General features: G+C 37.6%; 22 protein-coding genes and 2 tRNA genes. 8 read left to right on the top strand and 16 right to left on the bottom strand.

The window, feature by feature from the left end; genetic code table 11:
* Positions 1-5 precede the first annotated feature (5 nt).
* The 8 genes from OQ267_RS04900 to recO form a co-directional block, all read right to left on the bottom strand.
* A complete protein-coding gene (locus OQ267_RS04900) occupies positions 6-917 on the bottom strand; it encodes a UbiA family prenyltransferase (RefSeq protein WP_265835094.1) in 912 nt (303 codons plus the stop codon).
* Positions 918-1,176: 259 nt separating this feature from the next.
* A complete protein-coding gene (locus OQ267_RS04895; RefSeq protein WP_265835093.1) occupies positions 1,177-1,461 on the bottom strand; it encodes a GIY-YIG nuclease family protein in 285 nt (94 codons plus the stop codon).
* A 153-nt stretch (positions 1,462-1,614) separates the two neighbouring features.
* The gene (locus OQ267_RS04890; protein ID WP_265835092.1) at positions 1,615-1,899 is read right to left on the bottom strand and encodes a GIY-YIG nuclease family protein; all 285 of its coding nucleotides are present in this window, start codon (positions 1,897-1,899) and stop codon (positions 1,615-1,617) included.
* 153 nt (positions 1,900-2,052) lie between these two features.
* Complete coding sequence (locus OQ267_RS04885) at positions 2,053-2,337, bottom strand: GIY-YIG nuclease family protein (RefSeq protein ID WP_265835092.1); 285 nt, start codon at positions 2,335-2,337, stop codon at positions 2,053-2,055.
* Between the two features lie 153 nt (positions 2,338-2,490).
* A complete protein-coding gene (locus OQ267_RS04880) occupies positions 2,491-2,775 on the bottom strand; it encodes a GIY-YIG nuclease family protein (protein WP_265835092.1) in 285 nt (94 codons plus the stop codon).
* 57 nt (positions 2,776-2,832) lie between these two features.
* Positions 2,833-2,907, bottom strand: a tRNA-Val gene (locus OQ267_RS04875).
* Between the two features lie 53 nt (positions 2,908-2,960).
* Positions 2,961-3,035: transfer RNA gene (locus tag OQ267_RS04870), tRNA-Val, on the bottom strand.
* 63 nt (positions 3,036-3,098) lie between these two features.
* On the bottom strand, positions 3,099-3,824 hold the full coding sequence (recO, locus tag OQ267_RS04865; RefSeq protein WP_265835091.1) for a DNA repair protein RecO: 726 nt from the start codon (positions 3,822-3,824) through the stop codon (positions 3,099-3,101).
* Positions 3,825-3,944: 120 nt separating this feature from the next.
* Between recO and OQ267_RS04860 the strand changes: the two genes are divergently transcribed.
* Positions 3,945-6,260, top strand: coding sequence for an efflux RND transporter permease subunit (locus OQ267_RS04860; RefSeq protein WP_265835090.1), 2,316 nt, complete (start codon positions 3,945-3,947; stop codon positions 6,258-6,260).
* 4 nt (positions 6,261-6,264) lie between these two features.
* On the opposite strand, the gene OQ267_RS04855 is transcribed toward OQ267_RS04860, so the two are convergent.
* Positions 6,265-6,537: an isoleucyl-tRNA synthetase gene (locus OQ267_RS04855; protein ID WP_265835089.1), complete on the bottom strand. Its 273-nt coding sequence runs from the start codon at positions 6,535-6,537 to the stop codon at positions 6,265-6,267.
* Positions 6,538-6,794: 257 nt separating this feature from the next.
* Between OQ267_RS04855 and ileS the strand changes: the two genes are divergently transcribed.
* From ileS to OQ267_RS04835, 4 genes are all read left to right on the top strand, one after another.
* Complete coding sequence (gene ileS / locus OQ267_RS04850) at positions 6,795-10,196, top strand: isoleucine--tRNA ligase (RefSeq protein WP_265835088.1); 3,402 nt, start codon at positions 6,795-6,797, stop codon at positions 10,194-10,196.
* Positions 10,197-10,226: 30 nt separating this feature from the next.
* Positions 10,227-10,610, top strand: a complete 384-nt coding sequence (locus OQ267_RS04845) for a TraR/DksA family transcriptional regulator (RefSeq protein WP_029286865.1) — start codon at positions 10,227-10,229, stop codon at positions 10,608-10,610.
* On the top strand, positions 10,610-11,212 hold the full coding sequence (locus tag OQ267_RS04840) for a lipoprotein signal peptidase (RefSeq protein ID WP_088302274.1): 603 nt from the start codon (positions 10,610-10,612) through the stop codon (positions 11,210-11,212). The genes OQ267_RS04845 and OQ267_RS04840 overlap by 1 nt, the downstream gene beginning before the upstream one ends.
* A 186-nt stretch (positions 11,213-11,398) precedes the next feature.
* Complete coding sequence (locus OQ267_RS04835; RefSeq protein WP_265835087.1) at positions 11,399-11,914, top strand: DUF4269 domain-containing protein; 516 nt, start codon at positions 11,399-11,401, stop codon at positions 11,912-11,914.
* 178 nt (positions 11,915-12,092) lie between these two features.
* On the opposite strand, the gene odhB is transcribed toward OQ267_RS04835, so the two are convergent.
* The 3 genes from odhB to OQ267_RS04820 form a co-directional block, all read right to left on the bottom strand.
* Complete coding sequence (odhB, locus tag OQ267_RS04830; RefSeq protein WP_265835086.1) at positions 12,093-13,328, bottom strand: 2-oxoglutarate dehydrogenase complex dihydrolipoyllysine-residue succinyltransferase; 1,236 nt, start codon at positions 13,326-13,328, stop codon at positions 12,093-12,095.
* Positions 13,329-13,428: 100 nt separating this feature from the next.
* On the bottom strand, positions 13,429-16,227 hold the full coding sequence (locus OQ267_RS04825) for a 2-oxoglutarate dehydrogenase E1 component (protein ID WP_265835085.1): 2,799 nt from the start codon (positions 16,225-16,227) through the stop codon (positions 13,429-13,431).
* A 329-nt stretch (positions 16,228-16,556) separates the two neighbouring features.
* Positions 16,557-17,834 (bottom strand): DASH family cryptochrome, encoded by a 1,278-nt coding sequence (locus OQ267_RS04820; RefSeq protein WP_265820310.1) that lies wholly within the window; start codon positions 17,832-17,834, stop codon positions 16,557-16,559.
* Positions 17,835-18,013: 179 nt separating this feature from the next.
* On the opposite strand from OQ267_RS04820, the gene OQ267_RS04815 reads away from it, so the two are divergent.
* Genes OQ267_RS04815 through OQ267_RS04805 form a run of 3 tightly spaced genes read left to right on the top strand, consistent with a single transcriptional unit; the run spans position 18,014 to position 21,923 of the window.
* Positions 18,014-19,627, top strand: coding sequence for a DUF4139 domain-containing protein (locus tag OQ267_RS04815; RefSeq protein ID WP_265835084.1), 1,614 nt, complete (start codon positions 18,014-18,016; stop codon positions 19,625-19,627).
* Positions 19,628-19,682: 55 nt separating this feature from the next.
* Positions 19,683-20,591 carry a TIGR01777 family oxidoreductase gene (locus tag OQ267_RS04810; protein WP_265835083.1) on the top strand — a complete coding sequence of 303 codons (909 nt, stop codon included), beginning with the start codon at positions 19,683-19,685 and terminating at the stop codon, positions 20,589-20,591.
* 33 nt (positions 20,592-20,624) lie between these two features.
* The gene (locus OQ267_RS04805; protein WP_265835082.1) at positions 20,625-21,923 is read left to right on the top strand and encodes a cryptochrome/photolyase family protein; all 1,299 of its coding nucleotides are present in this window, start codon (positions 20,625-20,627) and stop codon (positions 21,921-21,923) included.
* Here OQ267_RS04805 and OQ267_RS04800 read toward each other — a convergent pair.
* From OQ267_RS04800 to OQ267_RS04785, 4 genes are all read right to left on the bottom strand, one after another.
* The gene (locus OQ267_RS04800) at positions 21,920-22,933 is read right to left on the bottom strand and encodes a hypothetical protein (RefSeq protein ID WP_265835081.1); all 1,014 of its coding nucleotides are present in this window, start codon (positions 22,931-22,933) and stop codon (positions 21,920-21,922) included. The genes OQ267_RS04805 and OQ267_RS04800 overlap by 4 nt on opposite strands.
* Positions 22,934-23,111: 178 nt before the next feature.
* Positions 23,112-24,062, bottom strand: a complete 951-nt coding sequence (locus OQ267_RS04795; protein ID WP_265835080.1) for an FKBP-type peptidyl-prolyl cis-trans isomerase — start codon at positions 24,060-24,062, stop codon at positions 23,112-23,114.
* Entirely contained in the window at positions 24,063-24,554 is a 492-nt protein-coding gene (locus tag OQ267_RS04790) for an FKBP-type peptidyl-prolyl cis-trans isomerase (protein ID WP_265835079.1), read from the bottom strand.
* Between the two features lie 216 nt (positions 24,555-24,770).
* Complete coding sequence (locus tag OQ267_RS04785; protein WP_253249061.1) at positions 24,771-25,211, bottom strand: FKBP-type peptidyl-prolyl cis-trans isomerase; 441 nt, start codon at positions 25,209-25,211, stop codon at positions 24,771-24,773.
* Between the last annotated feature and the right edge of the window lie 135 nt (positions 25,212-25,346).

Raw genomic sequence — 25,346 nt, 5'->3', positions numbered from 1 at the left:
ATTCGCTATTGAACAAACTGCATTCCAATCATACCACACAGGGCTTTGAACAGGATTAATCCATCAATGACCATCAGGTAATACAGGATATTTTTCCTCCTGTGCATAGAATAGGCAATATAAATGGTCAGCACAAAAGGCAATATATTACACAATACCTGTGGCAGACCAAATCCTTTATAGCTGGCAAAAATACCAAGAGAAATGAGTCCGATAATGAGCAGGGGAATTAAAATACTAAAGATCGTTTTGCGCAGGCCATAACGTACCACGAAGGTACGCAGGTGTCTGTTGGCATCTGTAGGATAATCTTTAATATCAAATATGATGGCATTTACGGTACAAAACATCCAGTTTTTGATAAAAAGCCATGTCCACAAAACAGAATCATGATAACCAACTCCCGTTTCAATTTTGAGCATAATCAGCGGCAACACATTGGCACAACATGCCCAAACGAAACCAATCACGAATGCTTTTAACCAACCTGTATTTCTAAGGTTAAATTTCAGGAATGACCGGGGTAGTAATCCATAATACAAAACTCCGGCAATAATGATAATGATAATGGCGAGCCAATAAATGGCCGGAAGATTTAAAATATGCTGATAATTTTGATTAAGCAGCTTTAGTGCAAGAAATATACAAAGCATGAAAAGTAACATCTGGCTCCATCCGATAATCTTTTTATGCTCGAAATACCACTGCGTTCTGGGATTCGTTGCAGAGGGCTGATTGGACACTTTATTGTATGCGTAGGTATAATAAATTGTCGGTGCTAAAAAAAGCAATAAATAATAATTTAAAGAATTAAAGGGAAGCCGCAACTGATAGGTAGCCTCAAGAGTTAAGGCCACAGCTAAAATGCCGACAAAGTAATTACCAAAAAAAATAAACCGGACTATTTTATTTAACATGAAATTGCATCATTTTCAGAGGCCAATTTCGGATATAAAACTGAATATATAACTGGAAAGTGGAAGATTCAGAAAATAAAATATTTTGGTCTAAAAGTAAAATCAAGCCCGGATGGAATGCAAACCTAAAAAACAAAAAAGCCCCTCAGTTTCCTGAAAGGCTTAGTGTGGGAGGGGTTCGAACCCCCGGCCCTCCCGACTGATAAAGTCGGGATGCACTGAACCAGCTGGACTAATTTCCCTTTGATTATTTTGAAAGTTATCCTATCTTATCACCAATAGTATCAGGATTTGACAATACAGTTGTGTTAATTAAATTTATGATCATCCTTCTACTCTTCCAGCTTTTGATTTGTTTTTCTCTTTTAGCAGCATCAGATTTTTCAGTAAAAGATTGTACCCAAACAATTTGCCAGTCCCCTGTATGTCCGGTAAAGCCCGGATGATTTGTATTATGCTTTATAATTCTTGCTTTCAGATTAGATGTTGAACCTACGTAATATTTATTACGGGTTTGGGAATATAAAATGTATGCATAAAACATACATGAAGATATGGAAATTTAATAAAAAAGCCTCTCAGTTTCCTGAAAGGCTTAGTGTGGGAAATGAGGGGTTCGAACCCCCGACCCTCCCGACTGATAAAGTCGGGATGCACTGAACCAGCTGAACTAATTTCCCTTTGATTATTTTGAAAGTTATCCTATCTCATCACCAATAATATCAAAATTTGACAATAAAGTTGTGTTAATTAAATTTATGATCATCCTTCTACTCTTCCAGCTTTTGATTTGTTTTTCTCTTTTAGTAGCATCAGGTTTTTCAGTAAAAGATTGTACCCAAACAATTTGCCAATCCCCTGTATGTCCGGTAAAGCCCGGATGATTTGTATTATGCTTTATAATTCTTGCTTTCAGATTAGATGTTGAACCTACGTAATATTTATTACGGGTTTGGGAATATAAAATGTATGCATAAAACATACATGAAGATATGGAAATTTAATAAAAAAGCCTCTCAGTTTCCTGAAAGGCTTAGTGTGGGAAATGAGGGGTTCGAACCCCCGACCCTCCCGACTGATAAAGTCGGGATGCACTGAACCAGCTGAACTAATTTCCCTTTGATTATTTTGAAAGTTATCCTATCTCATCACCAATAATATCAAAATTTGACAATAAAGTTGTGTTAATTAAATTTATGATCATCCTTCTACTCTTCCAGCTTTTGATTTGTTTTTCTCTTTTAGTAGCATCAGGTTTTTCAGTAAAAGATTGTACCCAAACAATTTGCCAATCCCCTGTATGTCCGGTAAAGCCCGGATGATTTGTATTATGCTTTATAATTCTTGCTTTCAGATTAGATGTTGAACCTACGTAATATTTATTACGGGTTTGGGAATATAAAATGTATGCATAAAACATACATGAAGATATGGAAATTTAATAAAAAAGCCTCTCAGTTTCCTGAAAGGCTTAGTGTGGGAAATGAGGGGTTCGAACCCCCGACCCTCCCGACTGATAAAGTCGGGATGCACTGAACCAGCTGAACTAATTTCCCTTTGATTATTTTGAAAGTTATCCTATCTCATCACCAATAATATCAAAATTTGACAATAAAGTTGTGTTAATTAAATTTATGATCATCCTTCTACTCTTCCAGCTTTTGATTTGTTTTTCTCTTTTAGTAGCATCAGGTTTTTCAGTAAAAGATTGTACCCAAACAATTTGCCAATCCCCTGTATGTCCGGTAAAGCCCGGATGATTTGTATTATGCTTTATAATTCTTGCTTTCAGATTAGATGTTGAACCTACGTAATATTTATTACGGGTTTGGGAATATAAAATGTATGCATAAAACATACATGAAGATATGGAAATTTAATAAAAAAGCCTCTCAGTTTCCTGAAAGGCTTAGTGTGGGAAATGAGGGGTTCGAACCCCCGACCCCCTCGGTGTAAACGAGGTGCTCTGAACCAGCTGAGCTAATTTCCCTTTTGTTAAAGGTCTTTATTCTTAATAAATCTTTCAAATCCTTGAAAGCTGTGTGGGAAATGAGGGGTTCGAACCCCCGACCCCCTCGGTGTAAACGAGGTGCTCTGAACCAGCTGAGCTAATTTCCCTTTCCTTTTGGGAATGCAAATATAGCGCTATAATCTTGTTTCGCAAATCTTTTTTATTTTTTTTCAGTTTAACAGGGTTTCTAAAATTTTATGTGATTGCACTTCCCCAAACGAAGCCGTATGTAAGGTATAGAAAACCAATATCTTATCCAGCAGAAAACGCCTGCGCACATTACTCATTTTTATTTCAGAAATTTTTTCCAGTGGCGTAATAAACAATAAGATGAAGCTTTCTGCATCCTCAAGCTGAAGATAATTCGCATGAACAGGCAAACGGGAAACAAATGCTCCCTCTTGTAAATCGAAATAAACCTGATCACTCCTTTTTTTCTCATTTGGTGAAAACCCTAAAAACCGGGTTAGTTTTAATAAAAAAGAAAGATGGAAATTCGGATTAATTTCTTCCACCTCATCAAACCAGGCAATCGCATTAAAAAGATAATCAAACAGGCTTTCATCAGCCGATTGCTGGCGGATACTTTTATAAAGTACTTCGTTCAGAAAAATAACTATACTGGTCTTAACAATATCATAGGGAATGGTTTTAAATACAGGTGTTTGCCTCAACTCCGAAATCCGTTGAATATTGGTATTGGCCTTATGATAAACCACCATATCCAGAAGATGTAAAGACTGAAGCACATTCATCTTTATCTTCGCCTTTGGCTTTTTTACCCCGTTAATCAGGTAAGACTGCATTCCAAATTTATCCGTAAGCACCTGAACAATTACACTCGTTTCGCTGTAACTGGTGGTTTTTAAAACTATGCCTCTTACTTTGTGCAACATCTTATAGAATCATTTTTTCAAAAGTATGCTATTTGTGTAAATTTAATTGCCCTAAAAGTGATTACGATTTGTAAATAAGATTAGTTTTGTCGTTATCATTAAAATTAAACCAGTTAACACATGTGGGAAAAGCTATCAAGGTTTATTCTTCAGAACCGTATCGCCATTATTGTCTTTTTTTTATTAGGAACAGCTTTCATGGCCTATCAGGCCAAAAATGTAAAACTCTCTTACACGGGAAGTAAGATTTTACCTGTTACCGATAGCGCATTTATCAAATACAACGCATTTAAAAAAAACTTTGGCGAAGATGGCAGCGTAATGGTTGTCGGAATCCAATCACCTGACATATTTAAGAAGGAAATCTATAACCAGTGGGTTCAACTATCTAACGATATCCAAAAATTAAAAGGCATCAAACAAGTCTTATCATCCGGTCGGATTTTTCAATTGGAAAAAGATACTGTAAATCAGAAATTCACCTTAAAAGCAATTCCAGGTGGATTGGTTACGACCGATGCGGAAATGGATTCCATCAAAAATACCCTATATAATACACCATTTTTTGAAGGCCTTGTTTACAATAAACAGAATACCACGCTAATGGCCATTACTTTCGATACAAAAATATTAAATACGGCTGCGCGAAATCCTATATTAAAACAGATTGAGGAAAAAGCAAAGGCCTTTCAGAAAAAAACCGGCATCCATGTTCATATTTCGGGTTTACCATATATCAGAACTGCCGTAAGTAAATTGGTAAGCAATGAGTTTGTGCTCTTTCTGGGCTTATCTATTTTGGTTTCAGCAGCAATTCTCCTGTTCTTTTTCAAAAGGTTTTACGCCGTGTTTTTCCCTATCCTGGTGGTCATCATGGGTGTGATCTGGAGCATCGGAGCACTGGTTTTATTTGGATTTGAACTTACCATTTTAACGGGATTAATTCCACCACTTATCGTGATCATTGGCATTCCAAACAGCATTTTACTGTTAAATAAATACCAGAATGAATTGAGAAAAGATGGAGATAAACAGCGGGCTTTAAGCATTACCATCGAAAAAATTGCGGTGACTACACTCATCGCGAATATTACGGCGGCAATTGGTTTTGGCGTGCTCTATTTTACAGGAAGTGAATTATTGATGCAATTTGGCAGCGTGGCATCCATTAATGTGATGATCACCTGGTTCATGTGCCTGTGTTTAATTCCGATTATTTTCAGCTACCTGCCCGCACCGAAATTAAAAGCTCAAACACATGTTGAGGAAGGTTTTCTCCATAAATTATTAATTAAAACCGATAACCTGGTTCAACAGCGAAGCAGCCTGATTTACCTGGCCACCATCGTGATCTCCATTATTGCTATTATTGGGGTATTTAAAATTAATGTAAATGGCTACGTGGTTGATGATTTGCCTAAGAATTCCGAGATCTTAACCGATTTAAAGTTTTTTGAGAAAAATTTTGAAGGAATTTTGCCTTTAGAAGTAAGTGTTGATACGAAGAAAAAGAATGGTGTATTTAATTTAATCAACTTAAAAAGAATGGAGAAAATGGAAAAAATGATTGCTGCCTACCCAGAGTTCTCCCGGTCTATTTCGGTTAATATGGGTTTAAAATATGCTACTCAGGCTTTTTACAATAATGATTCAACGTTTTTCCGATTACCAGATAACCTGGAGAAAAACTTCATTCTGGCGTATATTGCTAATGGTGGAAAAGGAAATTCAAATTTACTAACCAATTTTATCAGTAAAGGCAATCAAAGCACCAGAATCAGTTTTCAAATGGCTGATGTAGGCTCCAAACGCCTCGATGCTATCATGGCTGAATTAAAGCCCCGTATTGATAGTATTTTACCACCAAATAAATTTGATGTGGAGCTTACTGGCTCAAGCGTAATTTTTTCGAAAGGAACAGATTATATGCTGAAACATCTTTTTGAAAGCATTGGCTTGGCGATTATTTTAATTTCACTTTTACGTTTAGCGCAATTTAAGAGTTTAGGCATTATGTTTATTTCATTGCTTCCAAACATCGTTCCTTTAATTATTACCGCCGGAATCATGGGTTACTTTGACATTTCGTTAAAGCCATCAACGATTCTGATTTTCACCATCGCATTCGGACTGGCTTCTGATCAAACCATCTATTTCCTTACCCGTTATCAGCAAGAAATCAACCTGACCAATTTTTCTGTTCCGAGAGTGATTAAAGATACCATCACCGAAACCGGCGTAAGTATGACGCATATTGCGCTGATTCTCTTTTTTGGATTTGGAATTTTCACAGCTTCCACCTTTGGAGGAACCGTAATTTTAGGCCTGTTGCTGTCTATCACCTTATTTGTGGCATTGCTATTTAACCTCACCTTATTACCGGCATTGGTTTTATGGTTGGATAAAAAGAAGGTGAGAAAAGATTTAAATCCATAAAACTTTAATCCTTATTGTTTTTTTCTTCTTCCTCATCAACAGATACTTCTACGGTAGGGTCAGTGATAATTTCTGCATTTCCATCCCGGTCTTTTTTGGCAAAAAGTATTGGGTATAACATCCATAATGCACCTATCATCACTAAAATACCGGCAATAATTTGCAGATATCTGGCACCCTCCACATCATATGCATCTAATGTGCGATAAAGTATATAGGAAATCACGCCTGCAATCAATACCAGAACGGCTTTTTGTAGTTTTAATAATTTTATCATCAGAACTTAAATTTGAATCGATATTATAAATAGAACAGAAATTATTCCTGTTGGTTCTAAAAGTTACTAAAATAAACAAATCTAACTTCGTTTATTTTAAAGCACTTGTTGATGTAACAATGAAGGTTTCTGATGCTAATGAACATCATGCATAAAGAATATTAAGCCATTTTGCATTAAAGTATTTACATCAAAACTACCAAATTTGAGTGAAAAACTTTAACTTTGCATCCTTAATTTTTTGAGGTACTTGATTGATGTATAGCGAATTTAAACAATTGGAACTGGCCAAAATAGGACAGGAAATACTGGATTTCTGGAAAAAGGAAAACATCTTTGAGAAGAGCATTTCTTCCCGTCCGAAATCTAATCCGTTTACCTTTTACGAGGGTCCGCCGTCGGCCAATGGCATGCCGGGGATTCACCACGTAATGGCACGTGCAATTAAGGATATTTTTTGTCGCTATAAAACCCTAAAGGGCTATCAGGTAAAACGTAAAGGCGGTTGGGATACGCATGGTTTACCAATTGAACTTGCCGTAGAAAAAAAATTAGGAATCACTAAAGAAGATATTGGCAAAAAAATCAGTGTTGATGATTATAATGCAGCCTGTAAAGAAGAGGTGATGCGTTATACTGATGTTTGGAACGACCTGACCGAAAAAATGGGTTATTGGGTTGATCTTGAAAATCCGTACATCACATATGAAAATAATTATATTGAAACCCTTTGGTGGATCTTAAAGCAACTTTACAATAAAGGATTTTTATACAAGGGTTACACCGTTCAGCCTTATTCGCCTGCTGCGGGAACAGGTTTAAGTTCGCATGAGCTAAACCAGCCAGGTACGTATAAAGATGTAAGCGACACTACAATTGTGGCGCAGTTTAAGGTCATTAATGAAACATTACCAGAGGCTTTAAAGGCTTTTGGCACCATTCACTTTTTAGCCTGGACCACTACGCCATGGACTTTACCAAGTAATACAGCATTAACGGTAGGACCGAAAATTGATTACGTCCTGGTTAAAACGTTCAATCAATATACCTTTGAACCTATTCAGGTCATTTTAGCTAAAGCACTGGTAGGGAAACAATTTGCCGGAAAATACTTTTTATCAGAAAGTGAAGAAGACTTCAACAACTTCAAAGCTGACGATAAAAAAATCCCCTATACCATTTTGGGAGAATTTGCTGGGTCGGATTTAGTAGGTATAAAATACGAGCAATTATTGCCTTATGCATTGCCATACCAAAATGCTGAAAATGCTTTCCGCGTCATATCAGGAGATTTCGTCACCACCGAAGATGGTACGGGTATTGTGCACACGGCACCTACTTTTGGTGCTGATGATGCGCGTGTAGCCAAACTGGCTACTCCGGAAATACCGCCTATGCTGGTATTGGATGAAAAGGGAAATGCTGTTCCATTAGTGGATTTACAGGGAAAATTTATCGCTTCTTTAGGTGGCAACTATGGCGGTAAATACGTTAAGAACGAATACTATAAAGATGGCGAGGCTCCTGAAAAATCTGTTGATGTAGAGTTGGCCATCCAGCTGAAAGAAGAAAACAAAGCTTTCAAGGTAGAAAAATACGTCCACACCTATCCACACTGCTGGAGAACGGATAAACCAGTTTTATACTATCCATTAGACAGCTGGTTCATCAAAACCACCGCTGTAAAAGATAAAATGGTGGAACTGAACAAAACCATCAACTGGAAACCAGAATCTACCGGAACAGGTCGTTTTGGCAACTGGTTGGAAAATCTGGTTGACTGGAATTTATCACGCTCCCGTTATTGGGGAACTCCCCTACCCATCTGGCGCACCGCCGATGGCCTGGAAGAGAAATGTATCGGTTCTATCTCGGAATTAAACATTGAAATCGCAAAATCTATTGAAGCTGGCTTGATGCCTGCAGGTTTTGAGTTGCAAGATATGCACCGCCCATATGTTGATGACGTGATTCTAACTTCATCAACAGGTGAAAAAATGATGCGCGAAACTGACCTGATCGATGTTTGGTTTGATAGCGGTGCCATGCCTTATGCACAATGGCATTTCCCTTTCGAAAATAAAGATGAATTTGCAAATGCTTATGCTGCCGATTTCATAGCAGAAGGTGTTGACCAAACCAGAGGCTGGTTCTTTACTTTACATGCCCTTGCCGTAATGTTAAGTGAAGCCAGTGATGAAATTAAGGAAGTAAATGCTAAAACTGGTAATCCGGGTGTTGCTTTTAAAAATGTAGTTTCAAATGGATTAGTACTAGATAAGAATGGCAACAAAATGTCTAAACGTTTAGGCAATGCCGTTGATCCGTTCAGTACTATCGAAACCTACAGTGCCGATGCAACACGCTGGTACATGATCAGCAATGCATCCCCATGGGATAACCTGAAATTCAGTTTGGAAGGATTGGATGAAGTGCGCCGGAAATTCTTCGGTACACTGTATAATACTTATGCCTTTTTTGCTTTATATGCCAACATCGATAAATTTGAGATCGACAAAAATAACTTGAGCAAAGTAGCAGAAAGAACAGAGTTAGACCGTTGGATTTTATCGCTGTTGCAAAACCTGATCAGCGAAGTAGATGAGGCTTATAATACTTATGAGCCTACCAAAGCATCAAGAGCTATCCAAACTTTTGTAGATGAGCATTTAAGCAACTGGTACATCAGGTTAAGCCGCCGCCGTTTCTGGAAGGGTGAAATGACAGATGATAAACGTGCTGCTTATGAAACACTTTACACCTGTTTGGAAACTTTGTCGCAATTAATGAGCCCCGTAGCTCCATTCTTTGCAGATTGGCTATACAGAAACCTGACCGTTACGGACGCATACGCAGAACAATCGGTGCATTTAACCTTATGGAATGAAGCAGACCAAAGTTTGATTGATCATGATTTAAATGAACGTATGGTTTACGCCCAGAATATTTCTTCGATGGTTTTATCATTGCGTAAAAAATCAAGCATCAATGTTCGTCAGCCATTAGCGAAAATCTTAATCCCATCTTTAAATGGAGATTTCGAGCGTAAAATATCAAAAGTTGCTGATTATATCCTTTCTGAAACCAATGTAAAGCATATCGAATTCATTACCGATACGCATGGCATTGTGAAGAAAAAGTTAAAGCCTAACTTTAAATCCTTAGGTAAAAAAGTTGGTAAAGACATGAGCATCGTAAAAGCGGCTTTAGAAAACATGACCCAGGATGATATCCAACGTCTGGAGGTTGATGGTTACCTGAATGTTTTTGGAAGTGATAATATTCAGCATGCGATCGATTTAAATGATGATGTGGAAGTTTTTGCTGAAGATATTCCGGGCTGGCAGGTAACCAACATGGGCAACTTGACAGTAGCTTTAGATGTGACGATTTCTGAAGAGTTGAAACATGAAGGACTCTCGCGTGAACTGGTCAATAGAATCCAGAATTTACGCAAGGAATTAAACTTTGAAGTAACGGATCGGATTAAAGTGTCTTTACAAAATGATAACCTTATTGCTATAGCAGTTGCTAAAAACAAGGCCTACATTTGCGCTGAAATTTTGGCCGATGAATTTGAATTGACGGATACTGGCTTAGCTGAAAACAAAATCACTATAGATGATGTTGAATTAAGCATTTCAGTAACTAAAATATAAATCCATATATTAGAAAACTAAATTAAAAACATGGAAAACAGTAACAAAACACGCTACTCAGACAGTGAACTTCAGGAATTTAAAGAGCTTATTCAAGATAAATTACGCAGTTCTAAAGAAGAACTTAATGCCTTAACTTCATCTTTGAGCAATCCTAATGCAAATGGCACTGAAGATACTTCCGGAGCCTATAAAACGTTGGAAGATGGTTCTGCAACAATGGAGAAGGAACAAATCAATCAGTTGGCTGCCCGTCAGAAAAAATTTATTGATAACCTGGAGAATGCATTGGTTAGAATTGAAAATAAAACTTATGGTATTTGCCGTGAAACTGGCAAATTAATTCAGAAAGAACGTCTACGCGCAGTTCCTCATGCTACTTTGAGCATGGAAGCCAAATTAAAACAAAGTTAATGAAAGGCTATACAAAACCTTTACTTCTTATCTTTCTGGTTTTACTTGCCGACCAGGTATTAAAAACCTGGATTAAAACCAACATGTATCTCGGCCAGGAGTTTAATATTATAGGTAAATGGTTCATTATCCATTTTACTGAAAATAATGGAATGGCCTTCGGTATGGAGTTTGGTGGAGAATTTGGTAAGCTTGCCTTATCATTGTTTCGCATTGCTGCCGTTGCTGGTATCGGATATGGACTTCATTATTTAATTAAGCATAAATACCACCGGGGTTTAATCTTAAATGTTGCACTGATTTTTGCTGGTGCTGTAGGAAATATCATCGACTCGGTTTTTTATGGAAAAATTTATGGCTACGAAACGTGGTTCCATGGCAGAGTGGTAGATATGCTTTATTTTCCAATCGCTGAAGGACACTTCCCGAGCTGGATTCCGATTTGGGGAGGAGATGAATTCATCTTCTTCAGACCCGTTTTTAACCTTGCAGATGCTGCGATTTCAGTCGGAGTGATTCTCATCTTGATCTTTCAGAAAAACTACTTTAAAGAAGATGTGAAGGATGAAGTAAGTATTAACAGTGAGATTGTGGAAGATTAAGCCAATTAAGATTGTTAATTTACAGCTTACAATTGAAAACTATCATAGGGATAGTAATAGCTTTAAATAATTACAGGCCCGTTTCTTTACCGAAATGGGCTTTTTTGTTTATTGATTAAGTTGACAACTTTAATGCCATAATAGAAAAGAATTTGTCAACTTTAAATCCAGAAAGGGTGCCCAAAAATGATAAATTTTCTTAACCTGTCTTATTTAAAATCAGGAAATCCAAAGCAACAAAGTGCTTATCAGGTTTTAACCAAAAATAGCATACTGGAGAAACTGGCGGAGTTTACACCTGTTTTGGTTGGAACCATACCAATCAACATCGACATTCAAAACAGTGATTTAGACATCATTTGCGATGTTCAGGATAAAGAAAAATTTAAGCATACTTTGTTAACTCATTTTCAAGGAGAGAGGGGCTTTAGCATTTCTGAAAACCAAGCCTTAAACGCGCTTAAGGTAAATTTCTTTTTAGAAGATTTTGAAATCGAAATCTTTGGTCAGAATATTCCTGCTACTGAACAAAATGCCTATCGCCACATGGTAATCGAACATCAATTACTGCTGGAAAATGGTGAGGAGTTCAGACTAAAAATCATTGATTTAAAAAAGCAGGGTTACAAAACAGAACCGGCCTTTGCAAAGTTGCTGGGTTTGAGCGGAAATGCTTATGAAGCACTTCTAAACTCGTCCTAAACGGACCTGAGCTTATGTAAACATGAGTAACTCTTAAAGATTCCTGAGTTGTACCTATTTCAAGGGCAATTGTATTGACATGGCATTTAAAAGCTCGGTTACCTCAATAAAAAAGCCTTCGATTGAAAAAAATCGAAGGCTTCTCGTATATATCAATTCCCTTTGAAGGAATTAAGGATTAAACACCCAATAATAACCTGGCTGGATCTTCCAATAGTTGTTTCACCCGAACCAGAAAACCTACAGACTCACGTCCGTCGATAATTCTATGGTCATAAGATAACGCAACATACATCATTGGGCGAATCACCACCTCACCTTTTTCAGCAACCGGACGCTCCACAATATTGTGCATGCCTAAAATAGCAGATTGTGGGGCATTAATAATCGGAGTTGACATCATTGAACCAAATACACCACCATTGGTGATGGTAAAAGTTCCACCAGTCATTTCTTCGATGGTTAATTTACTATCGCGTGCTTTCAAGGCCAAGGTTAAAACTGATTTCTCAATTTCTGCAAGCGACATACTTTCAGCGTTGCGGATAACCGGAACAACTAAACCTTTTGGAGCGGAAACAGCAATAGAGATATCAGCAAAATCGTTATAAATCAATTCTTCACCTTCAATGCGACCATTTACAGCCGGAAATTCTTTTAATGCTACGGTAACCGCTTTAGTGAAAAAACTCATAAAGCCTAAGCCTACACCAAATTTTTCTTTAAACTGATCTTTATATTTTCCACGTAAATCCATAATCGGCTTCATGTTCACCTCATTGAAAGTGGTTAACATGGCCGTTTCATTTTTAACTGCAACCAAACGTTTTGCAACGGTTCTGCGCAGAGGAGACATTTTCTCACGACGCTCAGCACGAGCACCTGCAGGAGTAGCGGCAACGGGCGCAGCAGCAGCTTTAGGCGCTTCCGGTTTTTTACCAGCTTCCGCTTTTACCGCGTCATCTTTAGTAATACGGCCATCAACACCTGTACCTTTTACAGCAGCAGTATCAATCCCTTTTTCTGCAAGTATTTTTCCCGCAGCAGGAGAAGGTGTTCCGCTAGCATAAGAGTCTTTATTCACCTGTTGTGAGCCTTCAGTCTTTGTTGCTTCTGCAGCTGGCGCAGGTGCATCAGCTTTAGGGCTTTCACCTTCCTGCTTAGGACTGGCAGCAGCACCACCATCTTCAATATTACAAACAACTGCGCCAATGGCTAATGTATCACCTTCAGCGGCTATGGTTTTTAAAGTTCCAGCTTGTTCTGCGGTCAATTCGAAAGTAGCTTTGTCTGATTCTAACTCCGCAATAACTTCGTCCATCTCCACAACATCGCCATCGTTCTTTATCCAACGTGATAAAACAACTTCTGTTATCGACTCACCAACCGGTGGAACTTTGATCTCTAAACTCATATTTTTAAAATTGTAATTTTTGTTGTTATCTGTTTTAAGATTGAAAGTTGGGATATTTTAAATTTACAACCTTCAGCCTTATACTTTTTTACCTTAAACCTTAGTCTGCTTCAGCTAATTTTTTACTGGCCTTTTTTGTTTCATCTTTAACTTCTTCTTCCTTTACAGAAACCTCTAAAGCCTTCGCTAAAATATAGGTTTGTTGGTTGGCATGTTGTTTAGCGAAACCTGTTGCGGTACTACTGCTCTCTTTTCTTGAAATCACATCAATACCTTTTAAGCCTGTTTTGTACAATTTGCGGAACAGATATGGCCATGCCCCCATGTTTTCTGGTTCTTCCTGTACCCAGAAAATTTCGTTTGCATTTTTATATTTTGCCTTGATAGCTTCCATCTGATCAACTGGTGTTGGGTATAATTGCTCTACACGAATAATAGCAACATGTTTTACCTGATCAGTTTGTTGTTTTTCCAATAGTTCGTAATAAATCTTACCACTACAGAAAACAATACGGGTGACCTCATCTACCTTTACATTTACATCATCAATCACCTCTTTAAATCCACCATCAGTAAACGCTTCTAATTTAGAAACACAAGATGGATGACGCAATAAGCTTTTTGGAGAGAAAACTACTAAAGGTTTCCGGAAATCGCGTTTAAACTGGCGACGTAGTACGTGGAAAAAGTTAGCAGGAGTAGTACAATTAACCACCTGCATGTTATAATCAGCACAAAGCTCCATAAAACGCTCGATACGTGCTGATGAATGCTCAGGTCCCTGCCCTTCGTAACCATGTGGCAATAACATGACTAAACCATTTTCACGTTGCCATTTGGTTTCTGCACTGGCAATATATTGATCGACTACAATTTGTGCGCCGTTAAAGAAATCGCCAAACTGCGCCTCCCAGATGGTTAAAGCATTAGGATTAGCCATTGCATAGCCGTACTCAAAACCTAAAACACCATATTCTGATAAGTGGGAATTATAAATATCAAATGGTGCCTGCTGATCTGAAATGTTTGCCAATGGTACATATTCTTCCTCACTATCTTCAAGCGTTAAAACTGCATGACGGTGTGAAAAAGTACCACGCTCAACATCCTGACCACTTAAACGAACACGCTTGCCCTCTGATAACAAAGTACCGTAAGCCAGTTGCTCGCCCATTGCCCAATCGAAAACATGGGTTTCATTAACCATCTTTGTACGTTCAGCAAAAAGTTTTTCAATTTTTTTGAAGAATTTTTTATCTGATGGTAAAGTGGTGATGCGTTTACCTATTTCCAGTAAAGTTGATTTTTTTACCGCCGTAACAGGAGAGGTTTCGAAATCTTTTGGTGTCGCCATCCGCAAATCTGCCCAGGCACCACCAAATTTAACTTCATCCTTACTTGCAACAAATTCTTTGGCTTCGTTTAAGCGTTCCTGTAAAATACCACGGAAATCTTTTTCCATTTCCTTGGCCAGTCCAGCTTCCAGTTTACCTTCTTTAGTTAATTGTTCAATATAAATTTCCCTTGGGTTAGGGTGTTTTTCGATGGTTTTATACAACAGAGGCTGTGTAAATTTAGGTTCATCAGATTCATTGTGCCCGAAACGACGGTAACATAAAATATCAATAAACACATCGTTCTTGTATTTCTGACGATATTCCATCGCCAGATTAATGGCGTAAACCAAAGCTTCAGGATCATCACCGTTTACATGAAAAACTGGTGACAATGTTACTTTAGCAATATCCGTACAGTATGTACTCGTACGTGCATCTTTATAATTGGTGGTAAAGCCGATCTGGTTATTAATTACCAGGTGAATGGTTCCACCTGTTTTATAACCTTCAAGGCCTGCCATCTGAATCACTTCATATACAATTCCCTGGCCAGCTACTGAAGCATCACCATGAATTAAAATAGGTGCCAACCGGCTGTTATCGCCACCATATTTGAAATCAATTTTTGAGCGGCTCATGCCTTCTACCACACCGTCAACGGTTTCTAGGTGTGATGGGTTTGGGCAAAGACTTAAGTGTACACTTTTTCCGGTAACGGTAGTAACATCTGTAGAGTAACCTAAGTGATATTTTACGTCACCTCCAAATGGGGTGTCAGGATTATAGCTTTTGCCTTCAAATTCTGCAAAAATATCTTTATAGGTTTTTTGCATGATGTTCGCCAGTACGTTCAAACGACCGCGGTGCGCCATACCAATTACAAATTCTTCAATTCCTAAATCTGCACCTTTTTCAATAACAGAATCCAATGCCGGAATTAAAGCCTCTGCGCCTTCTAAAGAAAAACGTTTTTGTCCTAAAAATTTAGTCCCAAGAAAGTTTTCAAAACTTACCGCCTCATTTAATTTTTTCAGAATACGCTTCTTCTCATCAATAGAGAAACTTGGCGTATTACGGGCACTTTCCATCTTTTGCTGAATCCAGTTCAACACTTCCGGTGTACGTAAAAATTTATATTCTGCCCCGATAGAGCTGGTGTAGGTTTGTTTCAGAAAAGCAACAATATCTTTTAATTTTGCTGCGCCAATCCCGATTTCAACCCCTGAATTGAAAACTGTTTCCAGATCGGCATCAGAAAGGCCAAAGTTTGAAAGATCTAAAGTTGGTAAATGCTTGCGTCTTTCGCGAACAGGATTGGTATGTGTAAATAAGTGACCACGGCTTCTGTATCCGTCAATCAGGTTTAAAACACTAACCTCTTTTAAGAACTGTTCAGGGGTTTCTACGTTAATGGCTGAAGTTTCAGCACTCCGCCCGAAATCGAAACCTTCAAAAAACTTTTGCCAACCAAACTCAACTGATTCAGGATCTTGCTGATACGATTGATATAAAGAATCTACATATTCGGCGTTAGCGCCGTTGAGATAAGATAAACTATCCATTATTAACTGATTACTATAAGCATTACAAAATTAGAATTTTACCTTATATAAATGGCAAAAAACTGGATTAATTGCACAAAAAAATATATTTAGAAACATTCTGACATTCAGCAAAATTAACGCTGGATGAATTAAAGAAATTTTTAGTTAAAGCATAAAGCAAAACCCAGGCCAGTATTCGCAATTGAATGAGAGAATGAAAAATGAATGAGTGAGTGAGGGAATGAATGAATGAATAAGTGATAGAATGATTAAATGACGTGAACAAAGAACCATTCAATAATTCTATCACTTATTCATTCTCTCAATAATTATTGAATTCAATCATTCTATTCCGAAGCCCAGGTTAAAGCATAATTCCCTTTGGGATCTAAGTTTTTAATATTTTTATCCAGGTCAAATACACTTTTTGATTTCTGGTCATTGCCTACACCTGCAACATTTGCCCAGTTGCCCCAGTTACTTGCCGGGTTATAATCAATCAATTTTTCTTCAAAATATGCAGCTCCAAAAACCCAGCTCACTTCCAAATTATTAATCAAGTAAAGTGCAGCTGTCTGTCTCGCAATATTGGAGATAAAACCAGTTTGGTTTAATTCTGTCATTACTGCATCTACAACAGCAAAGCCAGTCTGGCCGCCTCGCCATTTATTAAAATTTTCCTGTTCATTTTCTACGTCCACCAAACCCTGGCTTCCAAAACCATTTGGATTAAAAAAGGTATTGCCATATTTTTTGAACATAAAACGAAAATAATCCCGCCAGAGTAACCCCAGTAAAATGTGGTTAAACATAGCCTTGGTATTGGGCATTCCTTCCATTTTTTTTATTTCCCAATACACCTTACGGGGAGATAAGCAACCCATGGCCAGCCAGGCGGAAAGTTTAGAAACTAAAATCAGATTTTTAGTGGTTGCTGCCTGCTGCATGGCTACAATAACCTTTTGCAAATGCACTAATCCTGCAGATTCACCACCCGCAAATTCGAAATCTGAACGCTGATCTTGTTGCTGCTGAGACAATCCCAGTTCTTCCAGAGAAGGTAAAGTTCCCCAGTCAATTACCTCTGCAACGTTAATCCGGTCGGGAGAAGGAAAGCAGGGCTTGATCATGGAATCACGTTCAATCTTTTTCTTAAACTGGTTAAAAGCATCAGGAATATCTTTGATGGGGAAGGGTAAATCTTCCTTATTGTATAAGGTGTGACCGATAAAATGCTTGAGGTTGATGCGTAATTTCCAAAGGGCATTTTCTACCAGCGTAGAAACATGGGTTTCTTCTCTAGCCACTTCCCTATGGTGATACACTTCAGAAATTTCATATTCCTGAATCAACTGAGGGATGAGCTCTTCCGGGCTGCCTGTCGCAATTAACAAATTCCCCCCAATCTGCTTCAGCGCACTTCTTAATCCGAGTACACTTTCTAATAAAAACTGTGCCCTGACACTGCCCGTTTTCAGTGTACCGTACTTGGTTTCTCCGAACTGACGGGGATCTAAAATATAAACAGGTAAAATTGAATCTGACTTAGCAATTGCCTCCACCAGCAATTCATTATCATGCAAACGAAGATCATTTCTAAACCATACTAAAATTTTTTTGGACATCTTTTATTGGAAATGAAATTAAGCGGACGAACACAAATTTATCTTATTTTTTTCTGGCATCAAAAACCTGCCAAATTCTTTACACACAGTAAACAATATACATACACAGTTATGGAATATAGGCAAATTACTCATCTTCAATTTAAATATTGAATTATACACACCCATAAGCCTGAAAAATGAAACGAATTTTAATCACCCTGTTATTGCCATTAAGTGTTTTTGCACAGCAACAAATTAAAACCAAAGCCAATTTAGAAAGTGTAACGGTTTACAATAACGGGGCACAACTTACACACTCCGGAACAGTTAATCTTCCATCCGGAACATCCGAAATCGTGATCAATAACATCTCCGGGCGGGTGAATGAAAATTCTATTCAGGTAGGTGTTTCTTCAGGTGTAACCATTTTATCCGTTCAGTTTAACCGAGATTTCCTGAACACTGATGCTGCAAACCCCACAGTTAAGTTATTAAGTGATAGTGTAAAATTAATCAGTGCGGCATTAATGAAGACGAAAAATTCAAAAACCATTGAAGAGCAAACATTGGCATTATTGGATGAAAACAGAAAATCAGGCGGCACGGCTTCGGGAACCAATGTGACTGAATTGATAAAACTGGCAGAATATTACAGAGCTAAAAATGCTGAAGTGAGGAATGCAATAGCTACCCTGAGCGTTACCGAAGAAAAACAAAGCCAAAAACTAGATGCTTTACAGCAACAGATTGCCGCTTTAAGAAATAATCCAGACCAGCAGCTTGGTCAGTTGGTTTTGCAACTTATGGCGAAAACCAATACAGATGCCAATTATAACATATCGTATATTACACCAAATGCAAGTTGGTTAGCCAGTTACGATATTAAATCCACCAGCACAGCTAAACCGCTGGGTATCGTTTATAAAGCCGCAATTACCCAAAACACAGGTTTAAACTGGAAAAAAGTGAAACTTTCTTTATCTACCGGAAACCCGAATTATAATATTACTGCACCAACTTTAAACCCCTGGTTTGTATCTACTTACACTCAAACGCAAAAAGCATTAATGGGTAGAGCAGCAGGTTTAGAAGTTGCCGATAATAGCCTTCATGAAATTGTGGTAAGGGGATCTAATTCTTTAGCAAAACAAGCCATGCCCGCACCTTCCACCGTAAACAACTATACATCCGTGAATGAAACTCAACTTGGTGTAACGTTTGATATCGATATTCCTTATGATGTCAACAGTGATCATAAACCACATACAGTTTCATTTAAAGAATATGAAGTACCAGCGAGGTATAAATATTATGCCGCACCAAAACTAAGTACAGATGCCTACTTACTGGCTGACGTGGCTAATTGGGAAAAATTAAATCTCCAGGCTGGAAATGCCAATATTATTTTTGAAGGCACTTATACCGGAAAATCTTACATTAACCCTGCAAATATTCAGGATACGCTAAGCCTGAGCATGGGTAAGGACAAAAAAATTATCATCACGAAAGAGAAGCAGGAAGATTTTAGCAGCACTAAATTTATCGGGTCTAACAAAAAGCAGTTGTTTATCTATCTCATCAAAATCAGAAATACCAAAAAAGAAGCGATTGATTTATCATTAAAAGATCAATACCCCTTATCAACCGAAAGTGATGTTGAAATTGAATTATTGGATAGTTCAGGAGCTGAAGTAAATAAGGAAACCGGATTACTTACCTGGCAGTTAAAAATTGCACCCAATGAAACCAAAACCATTAAGTTGAGCTATACGGTGAAAGCTCCAAAAAATAAAGTTATTGCTGGTTTGTAACTTTTAGTCTTTAGCCTTAAAAAAAACCCTTTCGCATGTTTGGTGTTTTAAAACCATGGCAAAAAAGATTCTGATTACAGGCGCTACCGGACTTGTAGGAACTGCACTCAAAAAACACCTGTTAGCGCAGGGATATGAGGTCAATACACTATCCCGTAAAGAAAGTGATGATCCAAATAATTTTACCTGGGATGTATACAAAGGAGAAATTGATACCCAATGCTTAACTGGTGTTGATGCCATTATCCATTTAGCAGGAGAACCGGTAGCCGAGAAAAAATGGACCAAAGAACGAAAAAAACAAATTATTGATAGTCGGGTAAAATCAACTCAATTAATATATAAAGCTATACAGTCTAATCCTGACCATCAAATAAAATCTTTTATCTCCGCATCAGCAGTTGGTTTTTACGGAGATTGTGGCGATGAGATTTTAACTGAAGAAAGTCAGAATGGTTACGGCTTCCTGGCAGAATGTTGTAAACTGTGGGAAGATGCTGTAGATGAAGGTAAAAAACTAAGTTTGCGCATTGTAAAACTTCGTACAGGTATTGTTTTCAGTACCAAAGGCGGTGCTTTACCTCAGCTCGACAAACCTGTGCGTTTATTTGCAGGTGCTGCCTTAGGAACCGGCAAACAGTGGACACCCTGGCTGCATATTGATGATATGGCAGCCATGTATGTTTATGCATTGGAAAACTTCAACATGGAAAGCAGCTATAATGCCTGTGCCCCGTTTCCGGTTACCAATGAAGGATTAACCAAAGCGATTGCCAAGCATTTACATCGGCCATTCTGGCCGGTTAAAGTTCCAAGAAAAGCGATAGAATTATTAATGGGTGAGCGTACAGAAGCCGTAATGATGAGCAACAATACCGCTGCGCAGAAAATTTTAGATGCAGGATTTAAATTTAAATTTACCCATTTAGATGATGCATTGGCAAATCTATACCAGCATAAATAGCCTAAAAAAAGCCGATAGCATAATTTCAAATAGATGAAGAAAACAATTAGTATCTTTTGGTTCCGCCGTGATTTACGCCTGGAAGATAATGCCGCTTTATACCATGCGCTGAAAGGCGCCCATCCGATTCTGCCACTTTTCATTTTTGATCAAAATATTTTAGATCAACTGGCAAAGGATGACGCCCGGATTACCTTTATTTATCAGACTATTGAAGATTTAAAGACCACACTTCAAAAACAAGGATCGGATGTATTGGTGAAATATGGCAAGCCCGAAAAAGTATGGCCGGAGATATTAAAAGAATATGATGTTGCTGAAGTGTATACCAACCATGATTATGAACCATATGCCCGCGAGCGGGATGATAACATGGCGGAGTTTTTAAGGAGTGAAAATATTGAATTTAAGACTTATAAAGATCAGGTGATTTTTGAAAAGGGTGAGATTTTAAAAGCAGATCAAACACCCTATACAGTCTTCACGCCATTTTATAAACAGTGGCAAGCCAAACTGAATGAATTTTACACAAAGGCCTATCCCACTAAAAAATATATTAAAAACCTGCTGGAAACCAAACACCTGCCTTTACCCAGCCTGAAGGAAATGGGTTTTGAAAAAAGTAAGCTGCAATTTCCGAAAATTGAATATAAAAGTAAACTGGATAATTATGCCAAAAAGCGGGATTATCCGGCTATCGCCGGAACTACCCGTATTGGCTTACATTTGCGCTTTGGAACCATCAGCATTCGCAAATTGGTTAAAGATGCCGTAGCTGCAAAATCCAATGTCTGGTTATCAGAACTGGCCTGGCGCGAGTTTTACATGATGATTTTGTGGCATTTCCCTTATTCGGCTCATGATTCTTTTAAAAAACAATACGATAAAATAAAATGGCGCAACAATGAAGAGGAATTTAAAGCCTGGTGTGAAGGAAATACAGGATATCCAATTGTTGATGCGGGGATGAGGCAACTTAATACAATCGGCTGGATGCACAACCGGGTGCGCATGGTAACCGCAAGCTTTCTCTCCAAACACTTGCTGATTGACTGGCGATGGGGCGAGGCTTATTTTGCAGGTAAACTATTGGATTATGAAATGGCGAGTAATGTGGGTGGCTGGCAATGGGCAGCAGGCTCCGGTAATGATGCAGCACCCTATTTCAGAGTCTTTAATCCGGAATTACAAACCAAGCGTTTCGATCCTAAATTTGAATATATCAAGAAGTGGGTGCCAGAATTTGACACCAAAAAATATGCCCAACCAATAGTTGAGCATAAATTTGCAAGGGAAAGGGTTTTAAAAGTTTTTAAGGAAGCATTAAGTTAGTAACCAAAAACTGGAGCATCAGGAACACCACCAGTTGTAAACCTACCAGTTCCTGTAATAGAAATGCCAGACCCTGCGAATGATGGCATATTATAAATTATAGGTCCTGTTACACCTTGAAAAGCATTAAAACTGCTATTAAAATAAATAACGCTAGATCCTGGGGAATTAGGATTAAAATTACTAGTGAATCTCAGATCAACTCCATTTGAATAGTAATCAGTTTCATTAGATCGCCATCCACCAAATGTTTTTTTTAACTCTTGTAACACAACAAAATAGAAACGAGATGAACCATAGGTCACAAGATTTGGCTGATTATGTTCATACCATAGTTCCACATACAAACGTCTTTTACCGTCTCCGTTATAAAATAGATATTGAGACAACATTCCATTATTAAACATTGTACTACCCTGTGGCGGTGCAAGGGATTTAACATTTTTGTTGGTCATCAAAAGTCGTTTAACTGGCAGAATAGTTAAATTAGATGTATTTTTTAGTTCGGATGCATTTTTATGGTTACCCGTATAAAGTATAAGACTATTTTCTTTAGTATACTTTCTAAATTCATCACCTATTTTTAACTCTCCAGAATTATTTGTAATGATTGCGGAAAAAGGCGTGCCAAATCCATAAGTTAATGAGCTGTCAGGTCTGATTGTAATTAAATCGGCATATTTGGCTTTGAAAAGTTTAAAATTCTCAGAACTATTTACATTATCATATTCTCTTTGCGCTTTAAGATAAGTGCTTCTATAAGAATTAAATCCTATAAGACCTTTTTCCCAACGATCTAACTCTTGAGGAGAATAATTAATAATAATGTTTTGTAGAGAATCAAATGCTTTTTGATCTCTAAATTTTAAATATCCATTTTCAACAGTAACGGCAGTCGATAAAGTTTTTTCAGTTACGTTTTCCTTGTTAGCATCCTTTTTACAGGAAAATAATAAAGTTATACATACTGATAGTAGTATTAAACGGCTTAAATTTTGGTTTATTTTCATATAAATATTGTAGTTTTTCCCTTACTGCCTCAAACATACATAAAAGCGGACTATCGCAATAATTAATCTCAAGAAATATTATAAAAGCTATTATTTTTCAATAAAAAAAATGCCCAACCAGTAGTTGAGCATAAATTCGCAAGAGAAAGGGTTTTAAAAGTTTTTAAGGAAGCCTTGGCTAATTTGTAATGCTTACAATCTCTATATCATAATCCAATACAGCATTTGAAGGAACTATAGCTAAACTTCCAGTATGTCCTGATCTTCCATAACCCAAATTAGAAGGAACTAAAATTCTAAATTTTGCTCCTACTTTAAACTTAGGTATCATCGTTTTCCAACCTTGAATTATTCCCGGAGTAGCTGAAGCGAGTCCTGTAGAGTAAGTACCGTCAGTATTAGAATCAAAAACGGTACCATCTAAAGTTCGCCCGGTATATTTAATCACAGCCGTGCTTTTCTCCACATCAGCAATGGCATCACCAGTACCAACGGTATTCACAATATAGTAGATGCTGCTAGGATCTTTTGTTGCAGTTAAACCTTTTGCTGTTAGATAAGTAGTAATCCTATTATCATCTAATAATGCTTGCTGTTGATATGGATAGGTTGTTACAATGAGGTCTATTAATTCATTTGATGGAATAGTTCCGGCACCATTCTTTCCAAATGCCAAATACGACGGCAATAAAATACGAGCTACTCCTCCTGGTTTAAGTGAAAGTATTGCAGTTCTAATTGCTGGAATATCATAACTACCATTATGGGTGGAGGTAGCCAGTGAAGAATTAGTTAGAACGTTCGTATAACCAACAAGATTATTCAAATTAGCAACTAATGGAGACTGCAGATAAGTTGTTCCGTTTGTTAAAGATTTAACTGTTAAATTATAGAATACAGAATCTGCCGTTCTAAAGTTAGAACCTGTTCCGGCTGTAATGACTTGATAATAAAACCCCGTTTTATCAGGATCCTGGATCATGGAGCTTGTTAAATTATTTTTAGCGATATAAGATTGAAGAGTAGCTCCATCAATCGTTTCAATAGAGTCATATTCTTTTTTGCAGGCGCTGAAAAGTACTGTAGCCAATAAACCTAAGCAAAGGCCAAGTTTGGTAAATTTGTTCATTTAATTTGTAACTTCTGTAAGTGTGATATTAAAATCGAGTATAGCATTTGCAGGGATACTCGCTCCCTGTGCCCTATTTCCATAAGCATAATAGGAAGGTATAATCAATCTGATTTTTCCTCCTTTTTGGATTTTTTGAATTCCTATCTGCCATCCGGCGATTACCCGGCCTAAGGCAAATGTAATTGGTGTGCCTTTAGATGCGTCGAATATAGTACCATTCAGTAATCTGCCCTCATAATCTGCTGTAATCTGAGTATTTGTAGTATAGGCTACACTACCTGTTCCAGGTTCAATTACCTGATAAAAAACGCCTGACGGATCCTTTATTGCCGGAATATTATTGGTCTTGATAAAGGCCCTGATAGCCGTGGTATCTGCCGCAAACTGGGGTAAGGGATCATACGTTTCGAATGCCTCATTTTTTTTACAGGCTGCAAAACAACCTATAAGGCATACCAACAATATTAAATATTTGAATTTAAGCATCATTGGCAAAAATAAGCTTTTAATATGGATGCAACAATTTTTAACCAATTTTAACAAAAAGCGGCGTTGAAAGACTAAACTTAAAATACACTATCGAAAAATGAGCATATAATACCCTGCTAAACCAGGGTGTAGCATGTCTTGATTGTCTTTTTGCATTGAATCTGTTTTAATCCGCTTATCGCTCAGTCTTTGAGCTTTCAGCTTTGGCCTTTAAGCTTATTGCGTATTGGAAAGTTGTATGGTAAAATCAAGAACCGAATTTCCTGGAATGGAGCCTGCAGCATTGCCTCCATATCCAAGGCCTGGTGGAATAATCAACCTGATCTCACCACCTTTCTGAATTTTTGGAATGCCGATTTGCCAGCCCTGAATCAATTGTGAAAGTACAAAAGTTTGCTCTTTTCCTCCTCCATTGTCAAAAACACTACCATCTAACAACCGGCCTTCATATTTAATGGTAATCCGGGTATTGGCAGGATAAGTAAAGCTTCCCGTACCAGGCTTGATAATTTGATAATATAAACCAGAGGCATCTTTTGTTGCTGGAATATTATTTTTAGCAATAAAATCAGTGATCTGCTTATCTGTATCTTCATCTTTTTTACAAGACGAAATCGCAATAACAACAAGCAGCATAAAAAAAGTAAAGTATTTCATTTTAATCATTTCCAAAAATAGGCTTTCGAATTCCTATTCGCAATTAATTTTTATTGATCATCCTTTTACTACTTTGCAAAAGTAAAGAACATAAAAAAAGGTTTAAGATTCTGGCACATACACCCGAATCTTAAA

The sequence above is a fragment of the Pedobacter sp. MR22-3 genome (genome assembly GCF_026240075.1).
Classification (GTDB): domain Bacteria; phylum Bacteroidota; class Bacteroidia; order Sphingobacteriales; family Sphingobacteriaceae; genus Pedobacter.
The sequence above is the reverse complement of the archived record's forward strand: the minus strand, read 5'-3'. Positions and strand labels throughout refer to the sequence as shown.